This is a genomic window from Collinsella sp. AF11-11 (genome assembly GCF_003465485.1).
GTDB lineage: Bacteria > Actinomycetota > Coriobacteriia > Coriobacteriales > Coriobacteriaceae > Collinsella.
The window spans coordinates 55,014-77,816 of the sequence record NZ_QSAS01000007.1 but is presented as its reverse complement, the minus strand read 5'-3'; the positions used below and the strand labels follow the sequence as shown (position 1 = coordinate 77,816).

Here is a 22,803-nt window from a genome sequence, read left to right as displayed (position 1 = left end):
TTTACCCCCTCTTTACCTCGTTTGCGACACTCAAAAGATACTTTCCATACGCAGTCTTCTTCAGTGCTTCGCCCAGTTCGTGCAACTGATCATGGTCGATGAAACCACGGCGATAAGCGATTTCTTCCAGGCACGCAATGTAATAACCCTGGCGGCTCTGCACGGCCTCCACGTACTCGGCGGCCTTCAAAAGACCTTCGGGCGTGCCCGTATCCAGCCACGCCATGCCTCGGCCCATCAGCTCGACCGACAGTTGACCTTGCTCTAGATAGGCATTGTTGATGCTCGTGATCTCCAGCTCGCCGCGCGCGCTTGGTTTAACGTTGGCCGCGATGTCGGAAACTTGTCCATCATAGAAATACAGACCCGGTACTGCGTAGTTAGACTTTGGGACCTTGGGCTTTTCCTCGATGCCAACCACACGGTGATTCTGATCGAACTCAACCACACCGAAGGCTCTGGCGTCCTGTACGGGGTAGCCGAACACTACGGCCCCGCCATGGTGTTCCACTTTCTCCTTTGCCCGCGTGAGCACGCGAGTGAGATCCTGTCCATGGAACATGTTGTCACCCAGAACCAGCGCACACGGCTCGCCGGCAAGAAAGTCTCGCCCGATGGTAAAAGCTTCGGCTAGGCCGCGAGGCTCGGCCTGTTCGGCGTAGTCCAATCGCATGCCCAACTCGGCGCCGTCGCCGAGAAGCTCCTCGAACGCTGGCAGGTCACGTGGCGTCGAGATGACAAGCACCTCGCGAATTCCTGCGAGCATCAATACGCTCAAAGGGTAGTACACAAGCGGTTTATCGTAAATTGGCAGAAGCTGTTTACTAAGGGCTTTAGTAATCGGATGCAGTCGAGTGCCGGACCCACCTGCAAGAATTATGCCTTTCAACGTTTTCCCTTCAGCGGCAGTCGAGATAAAGTGCGCATTGCTGCTCAAGTCACTTTTGGCTGCTTGGACAAATAATATATCGGTCGTAAATCTCTTAGGAGTCTGATACCGTTCTTGCTAATTTCCTTGATTGGATTCAGTGTTCGGTTCAGATTTAGCTTTGGTGATGGCTTTGGTTCTATCTCAGATCTTTAAACCTATTGAGAGCCATTTCAGCCTTGAAGTCTTCGAGAAAGTCTAAGAAGTCATATTTCGGCTCGTAGCCTAATAGCTCACGACAGTTTTCGATATCCATTACATAAGAAGGACCGCTTGGCATTTCCGGACGATAGACAATCTTTGACTCAACGCCTTCTGGATTGAATACCTTCGCGATACCGCGAATCCAGTCCTCGTTTGAAGTTCCAATACCGGTACCCACATTAAAGAAGCCGCCGTCAACGTTCTCTACGGTCACAGCTTTACGTAAGAGCTGACAGAAGTCCTTGACGTTTACAACATCTTTGGCGCGAGTGGGATCGCCCCAGATTTCAAGCGTTTCTCCTGCCATGGCTCGATCCATCAGCAATCGATATCCAAGTGTCCGACGCACGCCATCGACGTTGTATGTCTTGTCGGGGGTAAAGGCGTAGACAGTGGGAAGCCTAAACACAAAGCCTTTTAATCCGTACTCAGCCTGATAATGCTTGATCAAATCAACGGCGAAGCATTTGGAAAGAGCATAGACGGTGTGATCGCCAGTCATAATAATATTGCGATCATCGTAAGGATGAATTACGGGGTTTTCCGGAGTAACGGAACCCAGCACATCGGATATAGTCTGAGAATAAAGAATGCGATCAGCACCTGACTTACGGCAATACTCGAGTACGTTAAGGGCTCCACGGCTGTTTACGTCAATATAATCGGAAGGGTTATAGCCGCTCATATATGCTGGCAGTAAACCAGCGAGAAGAATCACCGCATGGATGCCCTCTTGGGGGAGCTGCTCCAGAGTAGAAGCATCAGACATATCTATGCTTGAATAACTAATGTTATAGCGATCGAAAAAATTCGTCTCTCTATGACCGGCGGCAAACACTTCATATTCATCTGCAGGCAGGTGATTTAATAGATCTTCGGTAAGGTATGCGCCAGTGTTGCCGGTTGCACCGATTACTACAATCCTCTTTTGCACGGCTAGCTCACCTTCGCCCTCATGAACTCACTCGGCTCGGCGCGAAATGCATCAAGCTCGGCTTGCGTGTCGAACCTAAGGAATACCGATCCGAATGCGTGATTTGCCGCTGTGAACGCCTTGACTTTGGCGCCGGGCTCAATCCACAGCTGCTCTTCGGCAAGATGCGAAGCGGCAAAACCAGATGCATATTCCATACCAGCAAATACACCGTCATGATCAGAGTGGAGCATTTGCTGATACCAGAAGCCGTCATAAACGGGCATCGAAAGATTGCCAACAGGTTCGCCGAGCGCAGCCTTCACCGCCGCCATGACAAGATCGGTCTTTCCGTCGGTGGCATATTTGAGCATCTCGCACAGTCGATTGCCGCCGCCGCGCGGAGAGCTCTCCATAATGTAGGCTTTGCCATCGGTTGCCACGCGAGTCTCTATGTTAAATACGCCGTCACGAAGGCCCAACAGATCAGCCAATCGCTGCAATTCCGAGACAAGCTCTTTTTGTGCCCACGCTGGCAATGATGCTGGCATTGCATACGCAGCTGGCGTGTAGGGATTTGGAACGGAGGGATCGAACAACTGCGAGGTAAAGCTTACACACGAGAACTTTCCGCCGCTAACGAATCCATCGGCATCGGACGAATCTCCCTCCTTTTCCAAAAATTGTTCGACAATACAGCGCCCATCACGCGAAAACTCGAGAGCGTACTCAACCGCTGCCTTAAGATCCTCAGGACCATCCACGCGAGAGCAGCCCTTCGATCCAGCCGAATCAACCGGTTTGGCAATCACGGGATAAGCAATCGAATCGGCTTCATTCATGGCCTCGTCGGCAGAGCGATAGATATGAAGCTCGGGACAATTAAAGCCATTATCACGAAGGAAGGCGCGGTAGCGCTCTTTATCTTGAAGTATGCTAACTGCCTCATAGCTTCCCTGGAACGGCAGCCCCAGTTTCTCGGCAGCATATGACGCGGACACCACACCCGGGTCTGCTGCAAACGACATAATTCCGTCCGCCTTGCATTTTTTAGCGGCGGCAAGAACAGCCTCGTTATCGATGATGCTTGCATTGATGTAGTCATCCGAAAAGGCATGTGCATAGTTATGCGGCAAATAATCGCAAGTAACAACCTTTGCGCCCAACTCATGCGCTGCCTTAATAACTGGCAGTGCATAACGTGCCCCACCAAGAAGGAGAAGTGTCTTACTCATCGGTTTTCCTTTCCTGCATCCAGAACCGTATTGCAGATGCGGTCAACGTCTTCCAATGCCAAATCGGCGTACATGGGAAGCGTGATCACCTGGGACGCCGCCTTCTTCGCCACAGGGGTGCGGTCGCTGGAGTACACGCTTCTGTAGCAAGCGTAATCGTTGACCAACGGATAGAAGTATTTGCGTGCGCCGACGCCAACCTTGTCCAGGGCATCGAAAACGTCATCGCGCGTGGCGCCGAAGACACTCGGATCGAACAGCACTGGAAGGTACGCATAGTTGTGGCGGATGTTATTGGCGGGACGGAAAACGGTCACGCCGGCCGTGCCTTCAAGGTTGTCCCAATAACGCTCAGCAACGGCCTTGCGCTTGCCAATCTCGACGTCCAGGTGACGAAGATTGCAGACGCCCATCGCCGCGCAGAACTCATTCATCTTGGCGTTGCCACCGACGTACTCGACGTCCTCGGGTCCCGTGATGCCGAAGTTCTTCCATTGGTTGAGCAGCGGATACAGATCCTCGTCCTTGAAACAGACGCAACCGCCTTCGATGGTGTTGAATACCTTGGTCGCATGGAAGCTGAACATGGCTGCATCGCCGAAAGTCGCCGCGCTATCGCTGCTTCCGTCTTCGTTCACGCGCTCGACGCCGAAGGCATGGGCGGCATCATAGATGACCTTAAGCCCGTGACGGTCAGCGATCTCCTGGATGGCATCAACATCGCAAAGATTGCCGTATACATGCACAGGCACGATGGCGCAGGTGCGCGGGGTGATTAATCGCTCGATGCTTTCGGGATCCAACGTTAGATTCACGGGATTCACGTCGGCAAATACGGGAGTAAGTCCCTTTCGCACGATAGCGTGAGTGGTCGAGGCAAAGGTGAACGGTGTAGTGATGACCTCTCCGCCGGTCGGAAGAGCCATGGCCTCGAGGATGCACTCTAGGGCATTGTGACCATTCGTGAACAGAGCAAGGTTGTCGATCCCCAAACGCTCCTTGAGGTCCGCCTCGAGCTTCTTATGCTCAACACCCATATTGGTAAGCCAATGGCTTTCCCATAGAGGTGCGACCTCTTCAAAGTATTCCTCCATAGGAGGCATGGATGATCGTGTGACAAGAATGCGGTTACCCATATCAGGTACCTTCCCTTCGCTATGCAGCTTTCAAAGAACGATGACTAAAGTAACTAGAGTTAATTCAAGGTGACGTTAGCGACGCCTTGTTCCTAAAAAGTCCCTTACAGTTTTAATGAGATAATCAAGTGTTTCGAGTTTGAAAACCCAAGCAATCCCTAGATAAACCAACGCCATTACGGTGATGTTAATAAATATTCTCAGAGCCGATGAAGTTACGAATGAGCCACACAACAAAGCGGCTATTCCTGAAACTGCTGAGATGCCAAATGCCGGAGCAATGTCACGCAATTGTTCAATATATGAGTAGCCAATAACTTTCTTGTTCGGATAGGCGTTGACGAAAGTAGAGAAAATGCCACTTATCATGTACATGCCAACCATCAGATGGATGTCATGCAAAATAAAGGCGGCAAATAAAATGAAGCAGATTCCGTATCCCTTTTTGATTAATTCTAATTTCAGAAATAAATCAGAGCGACCCATGCCATTTAGCGCTTGTAAATTCGTTGTATGAATCGGCAAAAGCGCATAGACGAAACAATACATTTGCAAAAAGGGAACACAGGGTAGCCATTTGGCTCCGAGAAGAATTCCCACAATGGGTTCTGCGGCAACAGCAAACAAAGTCATCGAGGGGACGATAAAAAATGTTGAGGTCTTTAGCGCTCTACGCACTAGGCGCTTAACATACGCTACGTCATCTTGAACGCGTGAGACCGCCGACAGCATCACAGGTTGTATCGCACCATCAAGCATGGATCCAAGTGCCTGCGGATATTTCTTTCCCTGAGATACCAATCCAAGACTCGAAGCACTAAATTGTTTCCCGATAATTAAGTCAGAAAGCGATTGGTAACCTTGATCTAATACACCAGAGACAAGCAATTTCCACCCAAATGAAAAGAGCTCACGAGCCCGCTTAGAGTTAAAGACGAGACGCGGTCGCCAATCGACTTGCGCTGCCATAAAAAAGCAATTGCACGTCTGATAACTGAGTTGCTGTAAAACAAGCGCCCATAATTCGGCCCCAAATACTGCTGAAATTACACCTATTGAACCAGACAGCACGGAAGACGCAATTGCGGCGTTAAAGACAGTGCGAAACTTCAGCTCTCGCTGAACAATGGCAATTTGGACCGCGTTATAAGCATTGATAATCAAGATCAATGCAAGTGCACGTAACGGCCATATGATAGCGTCCATTTGGTAGAAAGAAGCAATCGAGGGCGCCGCGAAAAAAACGCATAAATATAGGGCTGCTGAAACCGTCAAACTGATCCAATAGACGGTCGAACAATCGCTGTCATCCATTTTCGGACTCTGAACCAAAGCCGTGTTAAGTCCAGATTGTACAAATATATTGCCTACATTTACAAAAACAAGCATGATCGCCAAAGCGCCAAACAACTCCGGCGCAAGCAACCGAGCCATTACGATTTGAACTGCAAGCTCGACAAACGCTCGTGAGCCTCTCTCGGTTATTTTCCAAAATAAAGACTTAATTGCGCCACGCTTAATGTCAGTTGAGGCCAATTTATTTTCCATTCTTAGAAAGTCGATTTAAATATAGGGTCTTAGCAAGGTACGGAAATATAGCAGACAGGATAACGGCAACCTTTTTTTCCCATCGCAAGTTTTGAAGATTCTGCCAATCGTTATTCAAAAGAGATGAAATGGATCCATTCCCACAAAAGTAAACTTGGGCCATGTATCCAGCAGCCTGTTCTTGGCAGAAAGTACCATAAGCCCCCCTTGTATACGCATCAAAAGCCTCAAATACCCGAACCATAGTTTCTGCATGGACCGAAAGCCTATCAAGAGACCCTTGTCGAAACAGCCAATCGCTCATACTGGAAGTTGTACCCCGGCGATAACATGACATCATGTCATCAAAATAATAAACCGGCCCCAGATTTCCAAAAAAGAGAAGCATCGGGACATCCCCTACCGGGCACAACTGTTTAAACTCGGGAGGATATTTAATATAGTCATGCCATACATCAGCTCTAATAAAATAAGAACTTGTTTGAAATGCATACTCTTTATTCAATGGTATGAAAGTTGACCTATCAATAGGGCCAGTTTCCAAATGGAAACGAGGAAAGAATGTGTTTAGATTGTCACCCTCGTTAGTAACCTCCATAACCTTGTGAACGCAAAGGCAACATTCATGGTGTTTTTCTAGAGCGTCAAATTGTTTCTGAAGCTTTCTGTTATCAGTCCAATATTCGTCGCCTTCACACATGGCAATATAGTCACCCTCAATTAAAGGCTCAATATACTCTTTGACAATTGGAACCCCCTTACTGTATTGATTTTCGTTTTGTAAAACCAGCTTTATTTTTGTGGGATATCGAGCCTGATAATCCCTAAGAATTGCTTGAGTTGAATCGGTCGACGCATCATCGTGAACAATTATCTCGAAATCAAAATTAACTTCTTGCATCAAAAAGGAATTGATTGCACGTTCTATATACTGTTCATGGTTGAAAGCCAGGCAATAAATTGATACGCGGGGTTTAACTTTTCTGCAAGAGCAGTCGTCAAGAACGGTTCCCGACCATTTACTGGAAAACATGCACACCTCAAACTGTAAAGTGAAACCATAGCGATTCATAAGGGAGAATGCCCTGTCCATTTCCGGATAGAGCAGTAAACAAAACATAGAGGCTCAACAGCCATATCATGCGTTCATACTCCGCATTACCAATATCCTTTTGCGCTCGAGCAAGATATGAAAGGGAGACGACATCGAATATCGAAAAGAAATATCCGATCCTCTCCATATAATCAAATAAATAGCCAATGATCGAAATTGCTAGGCCAACTATGGTAAAGATAACAGTGGCTTTACCTTGCACATCAAAACGTTGAAAAAGCTTGTGCTTAGAGAGACCAATGAACAAAACGAGTAACTTGAGAATTGTCATTAGGCCAATTTTAATATCGTTCGATTCAAAGTATTTCGCATAGTCTGTCAAATAACCTGTATTAATTAAAATAATAGGCGCTGCTATTACGCAAACAGGCATAACTAGGCTGACACAAGAAAGCACCGTTCGAGAAGAATAGGACATCTCGTCTTTAATAAAATAGAGAGCGCATAGCAGCAAAATCGCAATCAGAGACGATCTATGAATTCCAACTGCGAATAATAGAAACGCTAAAAACAGCCAAACTTTATGGGTAAAAATATATCTAGAGCCCCAGAAGACAAGGGCAATCGCTAATAACTGTCTCGCAATATTTAGTTCAACTGGAATAAAAAAGGAATAAAAGAGTCCGAACGAAAGGCTTAAATTGACTTGTTCTTTAAAATCCCAGAGACGAAGTAGAATCAATAAGTTCGTTGCAAATGAAACAATGAAATTAAATAAGTAAAACCCATTTTCCATTCGAAATAAAGACATTCCATAAACATATACCGTGTCGTACCAACTTGCGGTTATGTTTGGTCCGTATTGTATGGTCTCAGTGTAGTATCTTAAGTAGTTAACGGTATCAATGCCGACCTTTTCAGTTCTTAGACCGAAAAACAAAGCTAAAACACAGGCTATGAATACAAGTATTTTTTTTCTATCGCTGGCTTGAGCCTCATTGGCGACAACAATTCCAATAATAAATACGAGAAAATATATAAGAGATCCGAGTGGATAGTTAGCAATGGCGCCCACGTTACATGCTCCGCCCGTTATTTAACATAATTTTTAGCGCTTTTAACCGAGAAACAGTAAATTCATTACCGTGCCTAATTACGTCTTGTAAACACAACAATTTCCATTTACGGCTATCGATTAAAGAAAAGAGCAAAGATTGATCGCGAAGATATTTTTCATTCTTACCTTGTTCCCACGTTGACTCTCGCTCTTCAGTCAAACAAGCTATGTAATCTGGTACCGCAATGATGCGTAGCTTCTTTTTTAGGCAATCAGCCAGGAAGAGCGTGTCCTCACCATGAGAATGATCAGTTCCCCCACCAAAACAAAGATTGAAGAACACGCCGTTTGTCCGAATCGAATCTAATCTGATAGCCATTCTCGCCGCACCGTAGCGCATAAAATTAAAAAATCCAACCGTAAATTTCTTCTTATTAATAAAACGATGCGGTATTGGCTCTTCTAAGTTAAAAATAATGACATCGGCATTAGGGTTTTCTTTAAAAGCACGTAAAACTATTTCTTCATATCCATCAAGATAGACCATATCATCGTCAGCAATGAGACAATACTCCGCAGTAGCTCTCATCAGGGCATTATTACGGTTAAGACCTACGCCGCGTTCATTAAAGTTCAAAACTTTAATACAATGTTCGTTCGCATTAAAGTCATAAATCCTATTTTCGTCACATTGATTGGCGACAATTGCGTCTGTCTGAATATTCATTTTATCTATAAGCGACTCAGGATTACAATCCAAAGCCGCAATAAGCACCTCAACGCGATCGCTCATCTTGGCTCCCGTCAAAAGGAATGAACATATCTAATCTTCTTATAAAAAGAACAAGCAATATTTAATGCTGTATGACCTAGAGCTGTAGCCTTGAAGCATCCTCTGCTATTCCAAAGTTTATATAAATGTTTGGCCTGGATTAATTTTGACGTCCCATGCGAAATGGAAGAAGATCTCACGCGGTAACGACCGAGCACTTCTGGTAAAAGCAAACAATCGGCAACATCAATTACATTCAACCACATGGCGTAGTCATTGTGCTTCTTAAGATTTGCGATTTGCACAACGCCAACGATATGCGCGTCATACATAACCGTTAAACACCCGGGCCAGCAGTAACAACGCATACCAGCCCTGTCGATACGAGCAGGCCCGCTAAAACTCTTTTGAAGCGGCCTGCCTTTCTCGTCAACAGTCTCATACTTTGTATAGGAAAACCCGCACCGATTATCCCTCATAAAGGAAAGCTGCTTCGCTAACTTTTCCTTATCCCATAAGTCATCGCTGTCAAGAAATGCAATCCAATCACCCTTGGCCTCTCGTAGTGCACGATTTCTTGAATAAGCCGCGCCGGAGTTTTGCTTATTTTGAAAAACGTGGATTCGAGAATCACCACGAGCGATTTCGTTTGCGATTGAAATTGTCTTGTCGGTAGAACAGTCATCAACGATCAAGAGCTCCCAATCACCGTAAGTTTGAGACTGAACGCTCCTGATGCTTTCATCAATGAAAGGTTCAGAATTATATGCCGGCATTACAATTGAAACAAGACCGAAGTTGCTGCAAGCAGTGGTCATTACTTCACGCTCATTTCAGAAATCAATTGTTTTGCCTGAATCTGAAGAGCATCATATTTGTTACGAGACACTCTTCCTACTGAAAGTAGGTAATCGCCTAAATCAGCTGCCGTGGCCATGCCTTCCTCGGTTATTCCTTCCTGTTTGACGAAAGCCTTTAAAATCGTTTTAAAGAAAATCGAAATATCTTCACTTAACGAAATCTGATCGATGTACTTCAAGTCGTATGCGAGCTTTTCGTCCCATGCGATGGCGTTTCGTCCGTTAATCTGGGCGAGGCCTGAGAGGCCTGGTCTTACTATGTGGCGTTTTCTCTGCTCGGGTGTCATAAATACCATATCCCGAACAAGTTGTGGCCTTGGGCCAATAATCGACATATCGCCCTTCACGATGTTGAAGACTTCAGGCAGTTCATCGAGACTTGTTGCACGAAGCGCCTTACCAAACTTGGTAAGGCGTACTTTATCAGGAAGCAACTTGCCATTCTCATCACGTTCGTTCGTCATCGTTCGAAACTTATATAGTTCGAAAATCTTTTCACCGCGACCAGGCCGTGGCTGTTTGAACAACACAGGCCCGCCAAGTTTGACGCGTACGAGAGCGGCCACGATGACAAGTACCCACCAAAAAAGCGCCAAGAGAAGACAGGACAGAGTGACGTCAATCATCCTCTTGCCGTAGCGCTGATAGAATGTTTCGTTACCAAGCCTACTCAAAACAACGCCTAATCACTTCGATGATTACGTCCTGCTGCTCGGGAGTCATCTTATTGTCGGAGGGCAGACACAAACCACGATGGAAGATGTCGGCGCCAATATCCAAAGGCAAGCCATCTGTACCCGTTGCACCGCCGGAAATATACGCGTTGGTCTTAGCTCGACCATTGCCCTCGCGCGTCACGAAAGCATTCATGCGATAAATAGGCTGCATGTGCATAGGCTTCCATATTGGACGACCCTCGGCGTTAATGGCGGCAATAGCCTCAAGAATCTCGGTGGGGCAGCTCTTTCCAGGTTCGCTTACGTAAAGCGCCTCACTCTCGCCACGAACCTGTTTGCACATCGCATCGGGATCAATCAGCATGCAAGAAAGCCAGAAGTTAGGCTCACAAACGTTAGGGTCATAGGGGTTCATGCTCACCGGCAGACCCTTAAAGCCCTCTTTGTAACGCATGTAAATAGCCTTCTTTTGGGCAATATGCTCCTCCAGATACGGAATCTGGCCACGCACGACACCGGCAATTACATTGCTCATGCGATAGTTATAACCAAGCTCCTCATGCTGGTACCAGGGAGCGGCTTCGCGCGACTGGGTCGACCATTTGCGAGTTTTATCGGCTGCCTCTTTACTATCAGTTAAAAGCATGCCACCAGCGGAACCGGTAATGATCTTATTGCCGTTAAAGCTAATGGCGCTAATGTCACCAAACGTGCCGGTCTGACGACCCTTATACGTGGCACCAAGTGACTCAGCAGCATCCTCAACAAGGACGGCCCCGTGCGCATCGCAAATTGAACGAAGTTCTTCAACTTTGCCAGGCGTGCCGTATAGATGCGCCGCCACAACGACCTTTGCAGTCGGATGCAGTTCGAAGGCCTTTTCAAGAGCGACGGGATCCATATTCCAAGTGTCTCGCTCGGTATCGATAAATACAGGGACACCGCCCTCGTAAACAACTGGGTTCACCGTTGCGTCGAACGTCATATCGCTGCAAAGGACCTCATCACCGGGCTTAATTCCAGCAAGCTTCATGGCAAGATGCAAGGCAGAAGTACCACAAGAAAGGGCAACGGCATAGCCGCAACCAATCTTTTCAGCCATTTGGCGTTCGATTTCGTTGATATTCTCGCCTACCGTTGACATCCAGTTAGTCTCATATGCCTCGGTAACGTATTTGAGCTCATCGCCGTGCATGGTCGGCGAGCTAAGCCAAACCTTGTTCTCAAAGGGTTTAATGTCCATCTTGGCTCCTTATCCCTAATCGTTAAACTGCGGATGATATGTAGGTACAACCTCAGCGAGAACGGACTTAACCGTGTCGTTATCCTTGTCGAGGCAGTCATGAAGCTTCTCGAGCTTGTCTTTGATCTCTTCCATCCTGTCGGCCTCGGCTGTGGAAATGCGAATCTCGGAATGCTCGGTAGGCAGGAGCTGCTCGTTGTCCATAAGAAGCTCCTCGTACATCTTTTCGCCAGGACGCAGGCCGACCTCTTTGATCTGGATATCTATGCCAGGCTTAAGACCGCTCAGCGTAATAAGGTTGATGGCAAGGTCGTAGATCTTGACCGGCTCACCCATGTCCAGAACAAAGATCTCGCCGCCATGAGCAAGTGCACCAGCAGTAATGACCAACTTACTAGCCTCGGGGATGGTCATGAAGTAACGCGTGATGTCCTTGTGCGTAATGGTGATAGGGCCACCCTCACGAAGCTGGCGCTTAAACAGCGGAATAACCGATCCATGACTACCCAGAACATTGCCAAAGCGAACAGCCGTAAAGATGGTCTTACTGTTTGCCGCGTAATACTGAACGATCATCTCGTCCATACGCTTGGTGGCACCCATTACGTTAGTGGGATTAACGGCCTTATCGGTGGAAATCTGCACATAGTGACTGCACTGGTACTTGTCGGCAAGGCGCACGACGTTGAGCGTGCCAAAAACGTTATTCTCGATTGCCTCGCGGGCGTTGTGTTCCATAAGAGGAACGTGCTTGTGGGCTGCAGCGTGGAAAACAACTTGCGGATGGTATTTCTCAAAGACTTTGGTAATCGCAGGGAGATGCGTAATGGAGCCGATATAAACTTGAATATCAGTTCCTTGATCATGAGCGGTCTTGATGATGTCGTGATACAGCTCATAGGTAGTGTTCTCGTAAATGTCGAACAACACGATTTGCGCAGGCTTTGCCGGAAGCAGCTGACGTACAAGCTCTGAGCCAATAGATCCGCCGCCGCCCGTGACCAAAATGCGCTTACCGGTAACATAGCCCATCTGGTTAAGGTCAAGAGACTTCTCCTCACGAGAAAGCAAGTCGCTGATCTCGACCTCACGAAGAGCAACCCTGCCTACACCATCCTGCGGAATATCGCGGACATTGGGGAGCGTGAGAACCCTAAGACCTGTCTTCATGCACAGGTCATAGATACGCTGACGCTCTTCATGCGTAGCGCTAGGAATTGCCACGACAATCTGTTCTGCTTCGCAATCGTGCGCAATAGTAGGGATATCGGCGCAAGTACCGTAGACCTTAACGTCATGAATACGCTGGTTTTGCTTATTGGGGTCATCGTCAACTACGGCAACCGGATCACCGATCATATCGGGGTCTCCGTTGAGCATACGTTTGATGGAAAGAGAGCCGGTCTCCCCTGCTCCTACGATGAGCGTACGCGGGAGATGAGCATCGGAATTGCTTTTAAAGCGCCAGAGCTGGCTACCATAAATGGCGCGAATCGCAAAGCGTCCGCCTCCGCAAATAATGAGGAAGACAGCCCATGCCATAACGTCCTCGCGAAGGGTCATGCCCTTGCCAAATAACACGTTAAAGATAACATCGCCAATGACTGAGCCTACCGTTACAGCAGCAACAATACGTCCAGCCTCGGAAATGCTCGCATAGCGCCAAAGGCTGCTATACATGTGGAAGAACCAAAAGACGACAACGTTAACAAGCGCAAGCACAAGAATAGCCGGGCATGCGCCGGCTGCTCCGCTGAGCGTCGCCCAATGCTGCGTTCCCCACGATGCAACAAACACAGCAATATAAGTTGCCGCAATGTCATATGCCATCAACGCATACGGCTCAAAGGTACTCAGCTTCCCCTTTTGCTTTGCGCTCTTAGATTCGGTATTCAAAATCTCTTCTACTCTTCCCTATTGATCCCGTTGTCTACGTCCCCGCCCCCGGGGATCCTCCCTATCCCGTTAGACAGCCGCCTGCAGCTAGGCGATCGCCTTTTTAAGGTTTCGCATTGCGCGCTGCTCGTTTGAAAGCACCGCGAGGCCAACGCGCGTAGTAACGCGACGGCCGCATAGATCGAGCTCCAAATAGGCAGTGCTCTTGCGTCTGTTAATGGTTTTGATAAGGCCTTCGTGGCCCAGCAGCGGGCCTGCCGTCACTACGACCTGGTCGCCGTCTTTTAGGGCTTCGCTCATGGGCACTACGCGGTCTCCCCTATGCGTAAAGCCGCTAATAAGCTGGACCTCTTCTTTTGCCAGCGGCACAAACTGACCGTCCTGGGAAAGCACCCGGGCAAAGTCGTCCATGCGCAGCAGATACTGTTGCACGGTTCGGGGATCTGCCGTATCTCAGATAAGATAACCGGGAAAGAGCGGCTTGATCGTCTTGACCCATTCGCCGTGTATCTTAATCTCGGTTTGATATTGGGGATAAAAGAGCTCTCGCATGGCACCAGCCGGCACCATGTGCTCGATGCGCTCGCGCATTACATCTTCTCGACCGTTAATGACCTGGATCACATACCACACGAGCACCACCCCCTTGCTGTCTTACGTGTGGCTCGCGGGGTTTGGGTATGGCTTCGCCAGGGCGCTTGTGCGCGAAGGCGCTCCATATTCAAACCCTGAGCCCAGTCAGACAAGCACGTGGCTCTGCCCCACCGTGAACGGTATGTATAAAAGCAGTTGCTAGAGACGCGGACGTGTATCACAAAATGACCGCATCTCCAGCTGGCTGCGTGCGAGCCGGTCAAGTAATTTCAAAACTGGACCGCACGCAAACAGCTGAAGAACTGCTACGTATTTGCATGCGATCTAATACTTATTTGCATTTGAGAATAAACTCGATGCAAATAAACAACGTCGCATGACTTCTTTATTGGAGCTCGTGGTGTTTCTGGCACCGCCGTTACGGCCGGATGCTGATCGACCCTGCGCTTTGTGGCTTGCTGGGGCCATGAGCACAGTTGAACTCATGTAACGTTAGGTATCCTAGCACAAGCTGTTAGTTAAACTGATTTGGGCTGCGTTGGACAACATATCGTTCATTTGACGTGCTTAAGGGGGTTGTTTTGGGATGCTGTTCACGTTTACGCAGGTTATTGGGGTGCTGGCAATAATTGGGAGCGTTCCTGAAGCCCAAATGGAGCAGCGAGCTGCACCGGTAATTGCGATTGGATAACAAACTATGTACAGACATGGGAAATAAATTGTGCAACTTTTTGTTGGCGTAGGTGGGGTTTGTGGCGTGTGGTGTTTCATATGAAAAAAGGCCTTCGAAATACCGAAGACCTTTGCATTCACGATGGTGGAGACGAGGGGGATCGAACCCCTGACCTCTTGACTGCCAGTCAAGCGCTCTCCCAGCTGAGCTACGCCCCCGTGACGGGAGATACTATAGGGGAAGTTGGCACGGCGTGCAAGGACTTTTTTGAGCCAGACTCTAAATGCCTATTGATATAGAAAAGCGATGGCGATGCCGGTGTGGACTTGAATCGTGGCTGTTGACCTGACGACGTTGCTAATGCCCGTGTCGGCTAACAAGCCCAGGGGGGCGTGATCTAGCTCCCATTCTAGGCCGTGTTCGCTTACCTCGGTGTTGGGGGCAATGGCGATGATGGAGAACGTCTTGCCCTCGGCGCCTTCGATGGTCCACGATTCACCTGCGTGGAGGATGCGGGCAACCACCTTGTCCTCGGCGATCCAGATGGGGGCATCTTCGTAGCCCGCGAGCAGGCCCAATACGGACAGGGCCATGTCCGGGCGGCCGCCCGTGGCGCAAGTCGCGACCACTTCGGCACCTGGCCAGCGGCGACGGACGGCATCGAGCGCCAGCGCCAGATCGGTATAGTCCTTGTAGGGGTCGTGGCGCTCTACCTCAAAGGTTTCGGCGGCATCGACCATCGCGCGGCCTGCGTCGCTCACCGTGTCGGCATCCCCCACATAAACGTCGCAGCCCAGACCGGCGCCCAGCAGCGCGTCGAGCCCGCGGTCCACGGCGACAACGTGGTCACACTCCCCCACCAGCTGGCGCAGCAGCTCCGCGCTTGCCACAACGGGCGAACCACAGACCACTAATACCTTACAAGCCACAGCTCTCGCCTATCCCTCAAACGAAAGAACGCGGGCCAGATCCAGCTCCTCGTAGCTGTCGATAAAGATATCGCAGTTGGCGCGTACGTCGTCGCGCTTCATGCGGCCATGCGGGTCATAAATACCCACACGCTTAAAGCCGGCGACCCCAGAGCTCTTAAGGCCAAAGACTGCGTCCTCAAACACCCACGCGCGCTCAAACTCGCACCCGTGGCGCTCCTCCAGGCGACGCAGCGCCAGCTCGTACACATCGGGGAACTGCTTGGAGCGCCCCGCCTCGCCCGTAGTGGTCACAAACTCCGTGTAGGCATCGAGCCCGGCGCCCGCAAGCGCAGACTTAACCAGCTCGGCTGGCGTAGACGTGGCAACGCACATGGCAATGCCCGCCGCCTTCGCCTGCTCCAAAAATGCCAAGAGCCCCTCGCGCGGTGGCACCTTGGAGTAGCCATCAATCAGGATGTCGCTCAGCTCGCGATACAGCTCCTCGCCATTCGCTCCAATACCCCAGGTGTCGTGGTAGGCCTGGCACTCATCCTCGAGCGACAAATGCTCAAACTGGGCAAAATCGTCGACCGTCACGTCAACTCCGTGGCGTCGCAACAACTCGGGCTGGGCATAGCCCCAGACGGGGGTGCTATTAACCAGTGTGCCGTCGCAATCGAAAATAAAAGCGACATTGGGAGCAGCGGTCTGGGACATAAACGAACCTTTCGATGTCAAATGGTAAACATCCTGCTAAAAACGTTTTACCAAACGTTAATCTAATAGTCTAGAAACTCTATTTGGTAAAACTGTCAAGAGTTTTACCATCGCAATTCTGCCAGTGGTATAAACATGGCGCTCGCCGATTAAACGCCGCCGCAAATCCACTTTTCTCCATAAAAGTAACGAACAGGTGTTATCGTATTTCGTGCCGAAAGTTCCACCGAGCACGCGAGGTGGAACGAATCATAGAACTATCGCCGTCCCCTCGATTCGTGCAGCCTTGGACCTTTCGCATCTAGTCACCAAGGCAACACGCTGCCGCGTCATGATGGGATCAAACGTGAGCGATACAAAGCTAAAGCCAGCAACCAAAAAGCCTGCTACCCGTAAAGCCGCCCCGCACGCACCGGAGCTCTCTAAAGACGATGTCTACCTGTTTGGCATTGGCATGTGGGAGCGCAGCTGGGAAAAGATGGGCGCGCACCCCGACACGCAGAACCGTACGCGCGGTTGGCGCTTTTGCGTTTGGGCGCCCGACGTAAAGAGCGTCCATGTCATTGGCGAATTTAACAACTGGAATGAGGAAGCCAACCCTCTGGTGCCCGTGCATACGAGCGCTATTTGGGAAGGCTTTATTCCTGGCGCAGAACAAGGTCAGCTCTATAAGTATCTCATTGAGACCAACGAGGGCGAGAAGCTCTACAAGGCCGATCCGTACGCCTTCAAGGCCGAGTGCCCTCCGGGAACGGCAAGCGTGCTGTGGACCCTCGATGGCTACAAGTGGAACGACGCCGCATGGCTCAAGCGCCGCGCCAGTCATAACCACATGTCGCAGCCCCTTAACATCTACGAGGTGCATATTGGCTCGTGGAAGCGCCACGGCGACGCGCCACAGGGCGAGCCGGACGAGTACGGCAACTACCCCGGTCCCATGGACCCCTTCCCCGCGCAGCGCGGCGAGTTCTACACCTACGACGACCTGTCGGTCGAGCTCGTGGACTACGTGCACGACATGGGCTACACGCATATCGAGGTCATGCCGCTTATGGAGCATCCCTTCGATGGCTCCTGGGGCTACCAGACGACCGGCTACTATGCCGCCACGTCGCGCTATGGCGACCCGCAGCAGCTCATGCACTTTATCGATGCGTGCCACGAGGCGGGCATTGGCGTGATCATGGACTGGGTGCCCGGCGGTTTTTGCGCCGACTCCCACGGCCTTGCCACCTTTAACGGCCACATGCTGTTTGAGCACGAGATTCACCCCAACTGGGGCACGCACAAGTTCGACTTTGCCCGCGGCGAGGTCCGCTCCTTCCTGGTTTCCAACGTGCTGTACTGGCTCGAGAACTTCCACGTGGACGGCATTCGCATGGACGGCGTGTCCAGCATGCTGTACCTCAACTTTGGCATCGACGATCCCGGCCAAAAGAAGTTCAACAAGTACGGTACCGAGGAGGACCTGGACGCCAGCGCGTTTATCCGTCAGGTCAACTGCGCCGTGGAGGCCCACTTCCCCGACGTGATGATGATGGCCGAGGAGTCCACCGCGTGGCCACTCGTGACCTATCCGCCGCAGGACGGCGGCCTAGGCTTCCACTACAAGTGGGACATGGGCTGGATGAACGACACCCTGCACTACATGCAGACCGATTTTCCGTGGCGCCCCGGCAACCACGGCCTGCTCACGTTCTCCATCATGTACGCCTTTACCGAGAACTTTATCTGCCCGCTGAGCCACGACGAGGTCGTGCACGGCAAGTGCTCGCTGATCGGCCGTATGCCGGGCGACTGGTGGCGCCAGTTTGCCGGCCTGCGCACGCTGGCGTTCTACCAGATGACGCACCCCGGTGCCAAGCTCAACTTTATGGGCAACGAGATCGGCCAGTTTATTGAGTGGCGCTACTACGAGTCCATCCAGTGGTTCCTGACCGAGGAGTACGAGACCCACCGTCATCATCAGGCGTTTATCAAGGCACTCAACCACCTGTACACCGCCGAGCCCGCCCTGTACGAGCGTGGCTACACCGACGACGGATTTACCTGGATCGACGCGGATAACTCCAAGCAGTCCGTCGTGAGCTTTGTGCGCCAGGGCGAGGACATCGACGACGATCTGGTGATTCTGATCAACTTTGACCCGGCGAGCTACGAGAGCTTCCGCGTGGGCGTGCCGCGCGAGGGTGACTGGGAGGTCATCTTTGACTCCGACCGTCCCGAGTTTGGCGGCAGCGGATATGCCGGCGAGGAGCCCTACACCTGCTCGAGCGAGCCCTATCCCTGGAACGGGCAGATGGACTCCATTGAGATTAAGGTGCCCGGACTGGCTGGCGTGGTGCTTAAGCGCCGCGGTCCCAGCAGCTATAAGCCGCCCGTGGTCGAGGAGCCCAAGGCTGCGCCCAAAAAGCGCATGTCTTCGGTGAAGCCCAAGCCTGCGGCTGCTAAGAAGGCTCCGGCTAAGGCCAAGGCTACGACGACCAAGGCCAAGGCCAAGGCTGCCGCAAAGCCCGCTGCTAAGGCCGCAGCCAAGAAACCGGCTGCCAAAAAGGCCGCTACCAAGGCCAAGTCTGCTTCTGTTAAGCCGTCTGCCAAGGATGCGTAACAAAACCGTTACAGCTGTAATTACCCGCCCCGACGAGGCGTAGGATACAAGTCATAACCGTTCCGGGAGAAACATCCCCGGGGGAAAGGAACGTATGAATAAGATCTTCGACAACAAGCAGGAGTTTACCGAGCTCTATCGCGATGCCGTCATGAGCATTAGCGGCAAGAGCGTCGAGGCCGCCAGCGACCTTGACCGCTTTAACGCCCTGGCCAAGCTCGTGGCCGAGAAGGCGCGCACCGTTGCCACCAAGAGTGACGCCCGTGTTACCGCCGAGGGCAAGAAGCGCGTGTACTACTTCTCGATCGAGTTTTTGATCGGCCGCCTGCTCGACAACTACCTGCTCAACTTTGGCGTGCGCGACATGGTCGCCGAGGCGCTCGACGACATGGGCTTTGACCTGTCCGTCATCGAGAACCAGGAGCCCGATCCGGCGCTGGGCAACGGTGGCCTGGGCCGTCTGGCCGCATGCTTCCTGGATTCCATGGCAGCCGAGGGCATTGCCGGCTACGGCAACGGCATGCGCTACCGCTACGGCCTGTTTAAGCAGGAGATCGTCAACGGCAGCCAGGTCGAGACCACCGACGAGTGGCTCACCCACGGCTATCCCTGGGAGGTCCGTCGTCAGGACAAGGCCGTGACCATCAAGTTTGGTGGCCATGTTGAGGGCTTTGAGGAGAACGGCCGCACGTTCTACCGCACGGTGGACACGCAGGACATCCTGGCCGTCCCCTACGACATCCCCGTTGTGGGCTATGCCGGCGATACCGTCAACAAGCTGCGCGTTTGGGCTGCCGAGCCGGTTGAGGAGCACTTTGACCTTGAGGCCTTCAACCGCGGCGACTATGCCCTGGCCGACGCCGAGCGCGCCGAGGCCGAGGCCATCAGCGCCATCCTCTACCCCAACGACGCCGGCGAGCACGGTCGTCTGCTGCGCCTGAAGCAGGAGTACCTGTTCGTTTCGGCCGGCATCTACAGCCTGCTCGACACCTTTGAGAAGGAGCACGGCGAGAACTGGGAGCTGCTGCCGCAGTTTGTGGCCATCCACACCAACGACACGCACCCCGCCATGTGCGGCCCCGAGCTCATGCGTATCCTCATCGACGAGAAGAAGCTCGAGTGGGATGACGCCTGGAACATCGTGACGCAGGTCGTGAGCTACACCAACCACACCATCCTGCCCGAGGCCCTGGAGAAGTGGCCCATCGGCACGTTCTCCAAGCTGCTCCCCCGCGTGTACCAGATCATCGACGAGATCAGCCGTCGCTGGCACGAGTCGTTCGACACCACGCAGGAGGGCTGGCAGGAGCGTCTGCGCCAGACCGCCATTCTGTGGGACGGCGAGATTCGCATGGCCAACCTATCCGTGATCTGCAGCCACAGCGTCAACGGCGTGGCAAAGATTCACTCCGACATCATCAAGAACATCGTGCTCAAGGACTTCTATGCCCTGACGCCCGAGAAGTTCAACAACAAGACCAACGGCATCTCGCACCGTCGTTTCTTTGCCGAGGCCAACCCCACCTACGCCAAGCTCGTGACCGAGGCCATTGGCGATGGCTGGCTCAAGGACGCCTTTGAGCTGGAGAAGCTCAAGGAATTCCAGAACGACACCGAGTTCCTCAAGGCCGTGGGCGCCTCCAAGCGCGCCAACAAGGAGCGTCTGGCCGCCTATGTTAAGGCCGAGACCGGTCTGGTCATCGACCCCAATACCGTCTTCGATGTTCAGGTGAAGCGCTTCCACGCCTACAAGCGCCAGCTCATGAACATCATGAAGGTGATGGACATCTACAACCGTCGCATCGCCGATCCCAACTTCCACGTGACGCCGACGACCTTCATCTTTAGCGGCAAGGCTGCCTCGAGCTACACCTTCGCCAAGGAGACCATCCGCCTCATTAACTCCGTGGCCGAAGTCATCAACAACGACGCCCGCGTCAACGAGGTCATGAAGGTCTGCTTTATCCCCAACTTCCGCGTGAGCAACGCCCAGCTCATCTACCCCGCCGCCGAGATCTCGGAGCAGATCTCCACGGCCGGCAAGGAGGCCTCGGGCACGTCCAACATGAAGCTCATGATGAACGGCGCCATTACGCTGGGCACCCTCGACGGCGCCAACATCGAGATCGCCGATCTGGCCGGCCGCGAGAACGAGGCCATCTTTGGCCTGACCGCCCCCGAGGTCGAGCAGCTCTGGGCATCGAACAGCTACTTTGCGTGGGATACCCTCAACGGCGACCGCGAGCGTCTGGGCCGCGTGATGGACGAGCTCAAGGACAACACGTTTGCGGGTCTTTCGGGCAACTTCGAGAGCATCTATAACGAGCTCATGAACAACAACGACCCCGACCTGGTCATGGCCGACTTCCGTAGCTACGTGGATGCATGGGAAAAGCTCACGAACAGCTATGGTGACCAGGAGACCTGGAACCGCAAGGCCCTGCTCAACACCGCCTCCTCCGGCTGGTTCTCGAGCGACCGCACCATTCGCGAGTACCGCGACGAGATCTGGCACGCGTAAAGGCGCGCGAGCCCCCTTTGCCACACGGCATTACTCGACGGGCGCGACCGAGCGCCGTGCCCGTCGCTAATGGGTTTAGGAACATCGATGACAGAAGGAGAAATCGATGAGTAAGAAAGAATGCATCGCGATGCTCCTCGCAGGAGGACAGGGCAGCCGATTGGGGGCACTCACCCAAAAGATCGCTAAGCCGGCGGTTAGCTTTGGTGGCAAGTTCCGCATTATCGACTTTTCGCTCTCCAACTGCTCCAACTCGGGTATCGACACGGTGGGCGTTCTGACGCAGTACCGTCCCTACCTGCTGCATGCCTACGTGGGCTCCGGCGAGGCGTGGGATCTGGACAGCCGTGACGGCGGCGTGTCGATCCTGCCGCCGTACGAGACGCAGACCGGTGGCGCCTGGTATGCGGGCACGGCCGACGCCATTACGCAGAACCTCGACTACATCAAGGCCAACGACCCCAAGTACGTCCTGATTCTTTCGGGCGATCACCTGTATCGCATGGACTACCGCAAGATGCTCAAGACGCACATTGAGAACAACGCCGACCTCACGGTGAGCGTTATGCCCGTGCCGTGGGAGGAGGCCAGCCGCTTTGGCATCCTGACCACCGACCCCGAGGACGGCCGCATCACCAAGTTCACCGAGAAGCCCGAGAAACCCGATTCGAACCTCGCGTCCATGGGCATCTACATCTTCTCGGCCGACGTGCTGATCGAGGCGCTCGAGGAGGATGCTCTGGACCAGCGCTCGAGCCACGACTTTGGCAAGGACATCATCCCCAAGCTGCTCGGCGAGAACAAGCGCCTGTACAGCTACGAGTTCCACGGCTTTTGGAAGGACGTCGGCACCATCGCCAGCTTCCACGAGACCTCGATGGACCTGCTGGGCAACAACCCCGAGTTCGATCTGTTTGACAAGAACTTCCCCATCATGTCCAACATCACCACGCGTCCGCCGCACTACATTGGACCGGACGGCCGCCTGGACGACTGCCTGGTCTCCAACGGCTGCAAGATCTACGGCACCGCTCGCCACTCGATCCTTTCGACCGATGTCATCATCGAGGAGCGCGCCGTGGTCGAGGACTCCGTGCTGCTGCCGGGTGCGCACGTTAAGAGCGGCGCGCACATCTGCCGCGCTATTTTGGGCGAGAACTCCACGGTCGAAGAGGGCGTGAAGCTCGGCTCTGTCGATACCACCAAGGATACGGCCGTCGTTGGAAATGACGTCGTTATCGGGAAGGGGGAATGAT

General features: G+C 52.2%; 19 protein-coding genes and 1 tRNA gene. 3 read left to right on the top strand and 17 right to left on the bottom strand.

The genetic code is table 11. The annotated features are described in order from the left end of the window. Window position 1: 1 nt before the first annotated feature. The 17 genes from rfbA to DWV58_RS05950 all read right to left on the bottom strand — a co-directional run bounded on the left by rfbA (window position 2) and on the right by DWV58_RS05950 (window position 16,418). Window positions 2-889, bottom strand: coding sequence for a glucose-1-phosphate thymidylyltransferase RfbA (gene rfbA / locus DWV58_RS06025; protein ID WP_117776513.1), 888 nt, complete (start codon window positions 887-889; stop codon window positions 2-4). Between the two features lie 178 nt (window positions 890-1,067). Next, window positions 1,068-2,066: an NAD(P)-dependent oxidoreductase gene (locus tag DWV58_RS06020; protein WP_117776512.1), complete on the bottom strand. Its 999-nt coding sequence runs from the start codon at window positions 2,064-2,066 to the stop codon at window positions 1,068-1,070. A 2-nt stretch (window positions 2,067-2,068) separates the two neighbouring features. After that, on the bottom strand, window positions 2,069-3,280 hold the full coding sequence (locus DWV58_RS06015) for an acetyl-CoA carboxylase biotin carboxylase subunit family protein (protein WP_117776511.1): 1,212 nt from the start codon (window positions 3,278-3,280) through the stop codon (window positions 2,069-2,071). Beyond that, window positions 3,277-4,416 carry a DegT/DnrJ/EryC1/StrS aminotransferase family protein gene (locus DWV58_RS06010; protein ID WP_117776510.1) on the bottom strand — a complete coding sequence of 380 codons (1,140 nt, stop codon included), beginning with the start codon at window positions 4,414-4,416 and terminating at the stop codon, window positions 3,277-3,279. Before DWV58_RS06010 ends, DWV58_RS06015 begins: the two co-directional genes overlap by 4 nt. Window positions 4,417-4,491: 75 nt before the next feature. Further along, complete coding sequence (locus DWV58_RS06005; protein WP_158564534.1) at window positions 4,492-5,952, bottom strand: lipopolysaccharide biosynthesis protein; 1,461 nt, start codon at window positions 5,950-5,952, stop codon at window positions 4,492-4,494. Window position 5,953: 1 nt separating this feature from the next. Then, window positions 5,954-6,997: a glycosyltransferase gene (locus DWV58_RS06000; protein WP_158564533.1), complete on the bottom strand. Its 1,044-nt coding sequence runs from the start codon at window positions 6,995-6,997 to the stop codon at window positions 5,954-5,956. A 7-nt stretch (window positions 6,998-7,004) separates the two neighbouring features. Next, window positions 7,005-8,093, bottom strand: a complete 1,089-nt coding sequence (locus tag DWV58_RS05995) for an EpsG family protein (protein ID WP_158564532.1) — start codon at window positions 8,091-8,093, stop codon at window positions 7,005-7,007. Window position 8,094: 1 nt separating this feature from the next. Beyond that, window positions 8,095-8,868 carry a glycosyltransferase family A protein gene (locus DWV58_RS05990; protein ID WP_117776506.1) on the bottom strand — a complete coding sequence of 258 codons (774 nt, stop codon included), beginning with the start codon at window positions 8,866-8,868 and terminating at the stop codon, window positions 8,095-8,097. 11 nt (window positions 8,869-8,879) lie between these two features. Then, window positions 8,880-9,665 (bottom strand): glycosyltransferase family 2 protein, encoded by a 786-nt coding sequence (locus tag DWV58_RS05985; RefSeq protein ID WP_117776505.1) that lies wholly within the window; start codon window positions 9,663-9,665, stop codon window positions 8,880-8,882. Continuing rightward, window positions 9,665-10,333 (bottom strand): sugar transferase, encoded by a 669-nt coding sequence (locus tag DWV58_RS05980; protein ID WP_117776532.1) that lies wholly within the window; start codon window positions 10,331-10,333, stop codon window positions 9,665-9,667. The genes DWV58_RS05985 and DWV58_RS05980 overlap by 1 nt, the downstream gene beginning before the upstream one ends. Before the next feature lie 40 nt (window positions 10,334-10,373). After that, window positions 10,374-11,627 carry a DegT/DnrJ/EryC1/StrS aminotransferase family protein gene (locus DWV58_RS05975; protein ID WP_117776504.1) on the bottom strand — a complete coding sequence of 418 codons (1,254 nt, stop codon included), beginning with the start codon at window positions 11,625-11,627 and terminating at the stop codon, window positions 10,374-10,376. A gap of 15 nt (window positions 11,628-11,642) precedes the next feature. Next, complete coding sequence (locus DWV58_RS05970) at window positions 11,643-13,523, bottom strand: nucleoside-diphosphate sugar epimerase/dehydratase (protein WP_233540526.1); 1,881 nt, start codon at window positions 13,521-13,523, stop codon at window positions 11,643-11,645. Between the two features lie 87 nt (window positions 13,524-13,610). Beyond that, the gene (locus DWV58_RS05965; RefSeq protein WP_233540525.1) at window positions 13,611-13,955 is read right to left on the bottom strand and encodes a KOW motif-containing protein; all 345 of its coding nucleotides are present in this window, start codon (window positions 13,953-13,955) and stop codon (window positions 13,611-13,613) included. A 21-nt stretch (window positions 13,956-13,976) separates the two neighbouring features. Next, on the bottom strand, window positions 13,977-14,162 hold the full coding sequence (locus DWV58_RS10010) for a transcription termination/antitermination NusG family protein (protein ID WP_233540524.1): 186 nt from the start codon (window positions 14,160-14,162) through the stop codon (window positions 13,977-13,979). 770 nt (window positions 14,163-14,932) lie between these two features. Further along, window positions 14,933-15,008: transfer RNA gene (locus DWV58_RS05960), tRNA-Ala, on the bottom strand. A gap of 69 nt (window positions 15,009-15,077) precedes the next feature. After that, window positions 15,078-15,719 (bottom strand): thiamine diphosphokinase, encoded by a 642-nt coding sequence (locus DWV58_RS05955; protein ID WP_117776502.1) that lies wholly within the window; start codon window positions 15,717-15,719, stop codon window positions 15,078-15,080. A gap of 9 nt (window positions 15,720-15,728) precedes the next feature. Then, the gene (locus DWV58_RS05950; protein ID WP_117776501.1) at window positions 15,729-16,418 is read right to left on the bottom strand and encodes an HAD family phosphatase; all 690 of its coding nucleotides are present in this window, start codon (window positions 16,416-16,418) and stop codon (window positions 15,729-15,731) included. Window positions 16,419-16,749: 331 nt separating this feature from the next. On the opposite strand from DWV58_RS05950, the gene glgB reads away from it, so the two are divergent. The 3 genes from glgB to DWV58_RS05935 all read left to right on the top strand — a co-directional run bounded on the left by glgB (window position 16,750) and on the right by DWV58_RS05935 (window position 22,802). After that, the gene (gene glgB, locus DWV58_RS05945) at window positions 16,750-19,026 is read left to right on the top strand and encodes a 1,4-alpha-glucan branching protein GlgB (RefSeq protein ID WP_117776500.1); all 2,277 of its coding nucleotides are present in this window, start codon (window positions 16,750-16,752) and stop codon (window positions 19,024-19,026) included. Between the two features lie 94 nt (window positions 19,027-19,120). After that, window positions 19,121-21,547 (top strand): glycogen/starch/alpha-glucan phosphorylase, encoded by a 2,427-nt coding sequence (locus DWV58_RS05940; protein ID WP_117776499.1) that lies wholly within the window; start codon window positions 19,121-19,123, stop codon window positions 21,545-21,547. Window positions 21,548-21,653: 106 nt separating this feature from the next. After that, the gene (locus DWV58_RS05935; protein WP_035138263.1) at window positions 21,654-22,802 is read left to right on the top strand and encodes a glucose-1-phosphate adenylyltransferase; all 1,149 of its coding nucleotides are present in this window, start codon (window positions 21,654-21,656) and stop codon (window positions 22,800-22,802) included. The last annotated feature ends 1 nt before the right edge of the window (window position 22,803 follow it).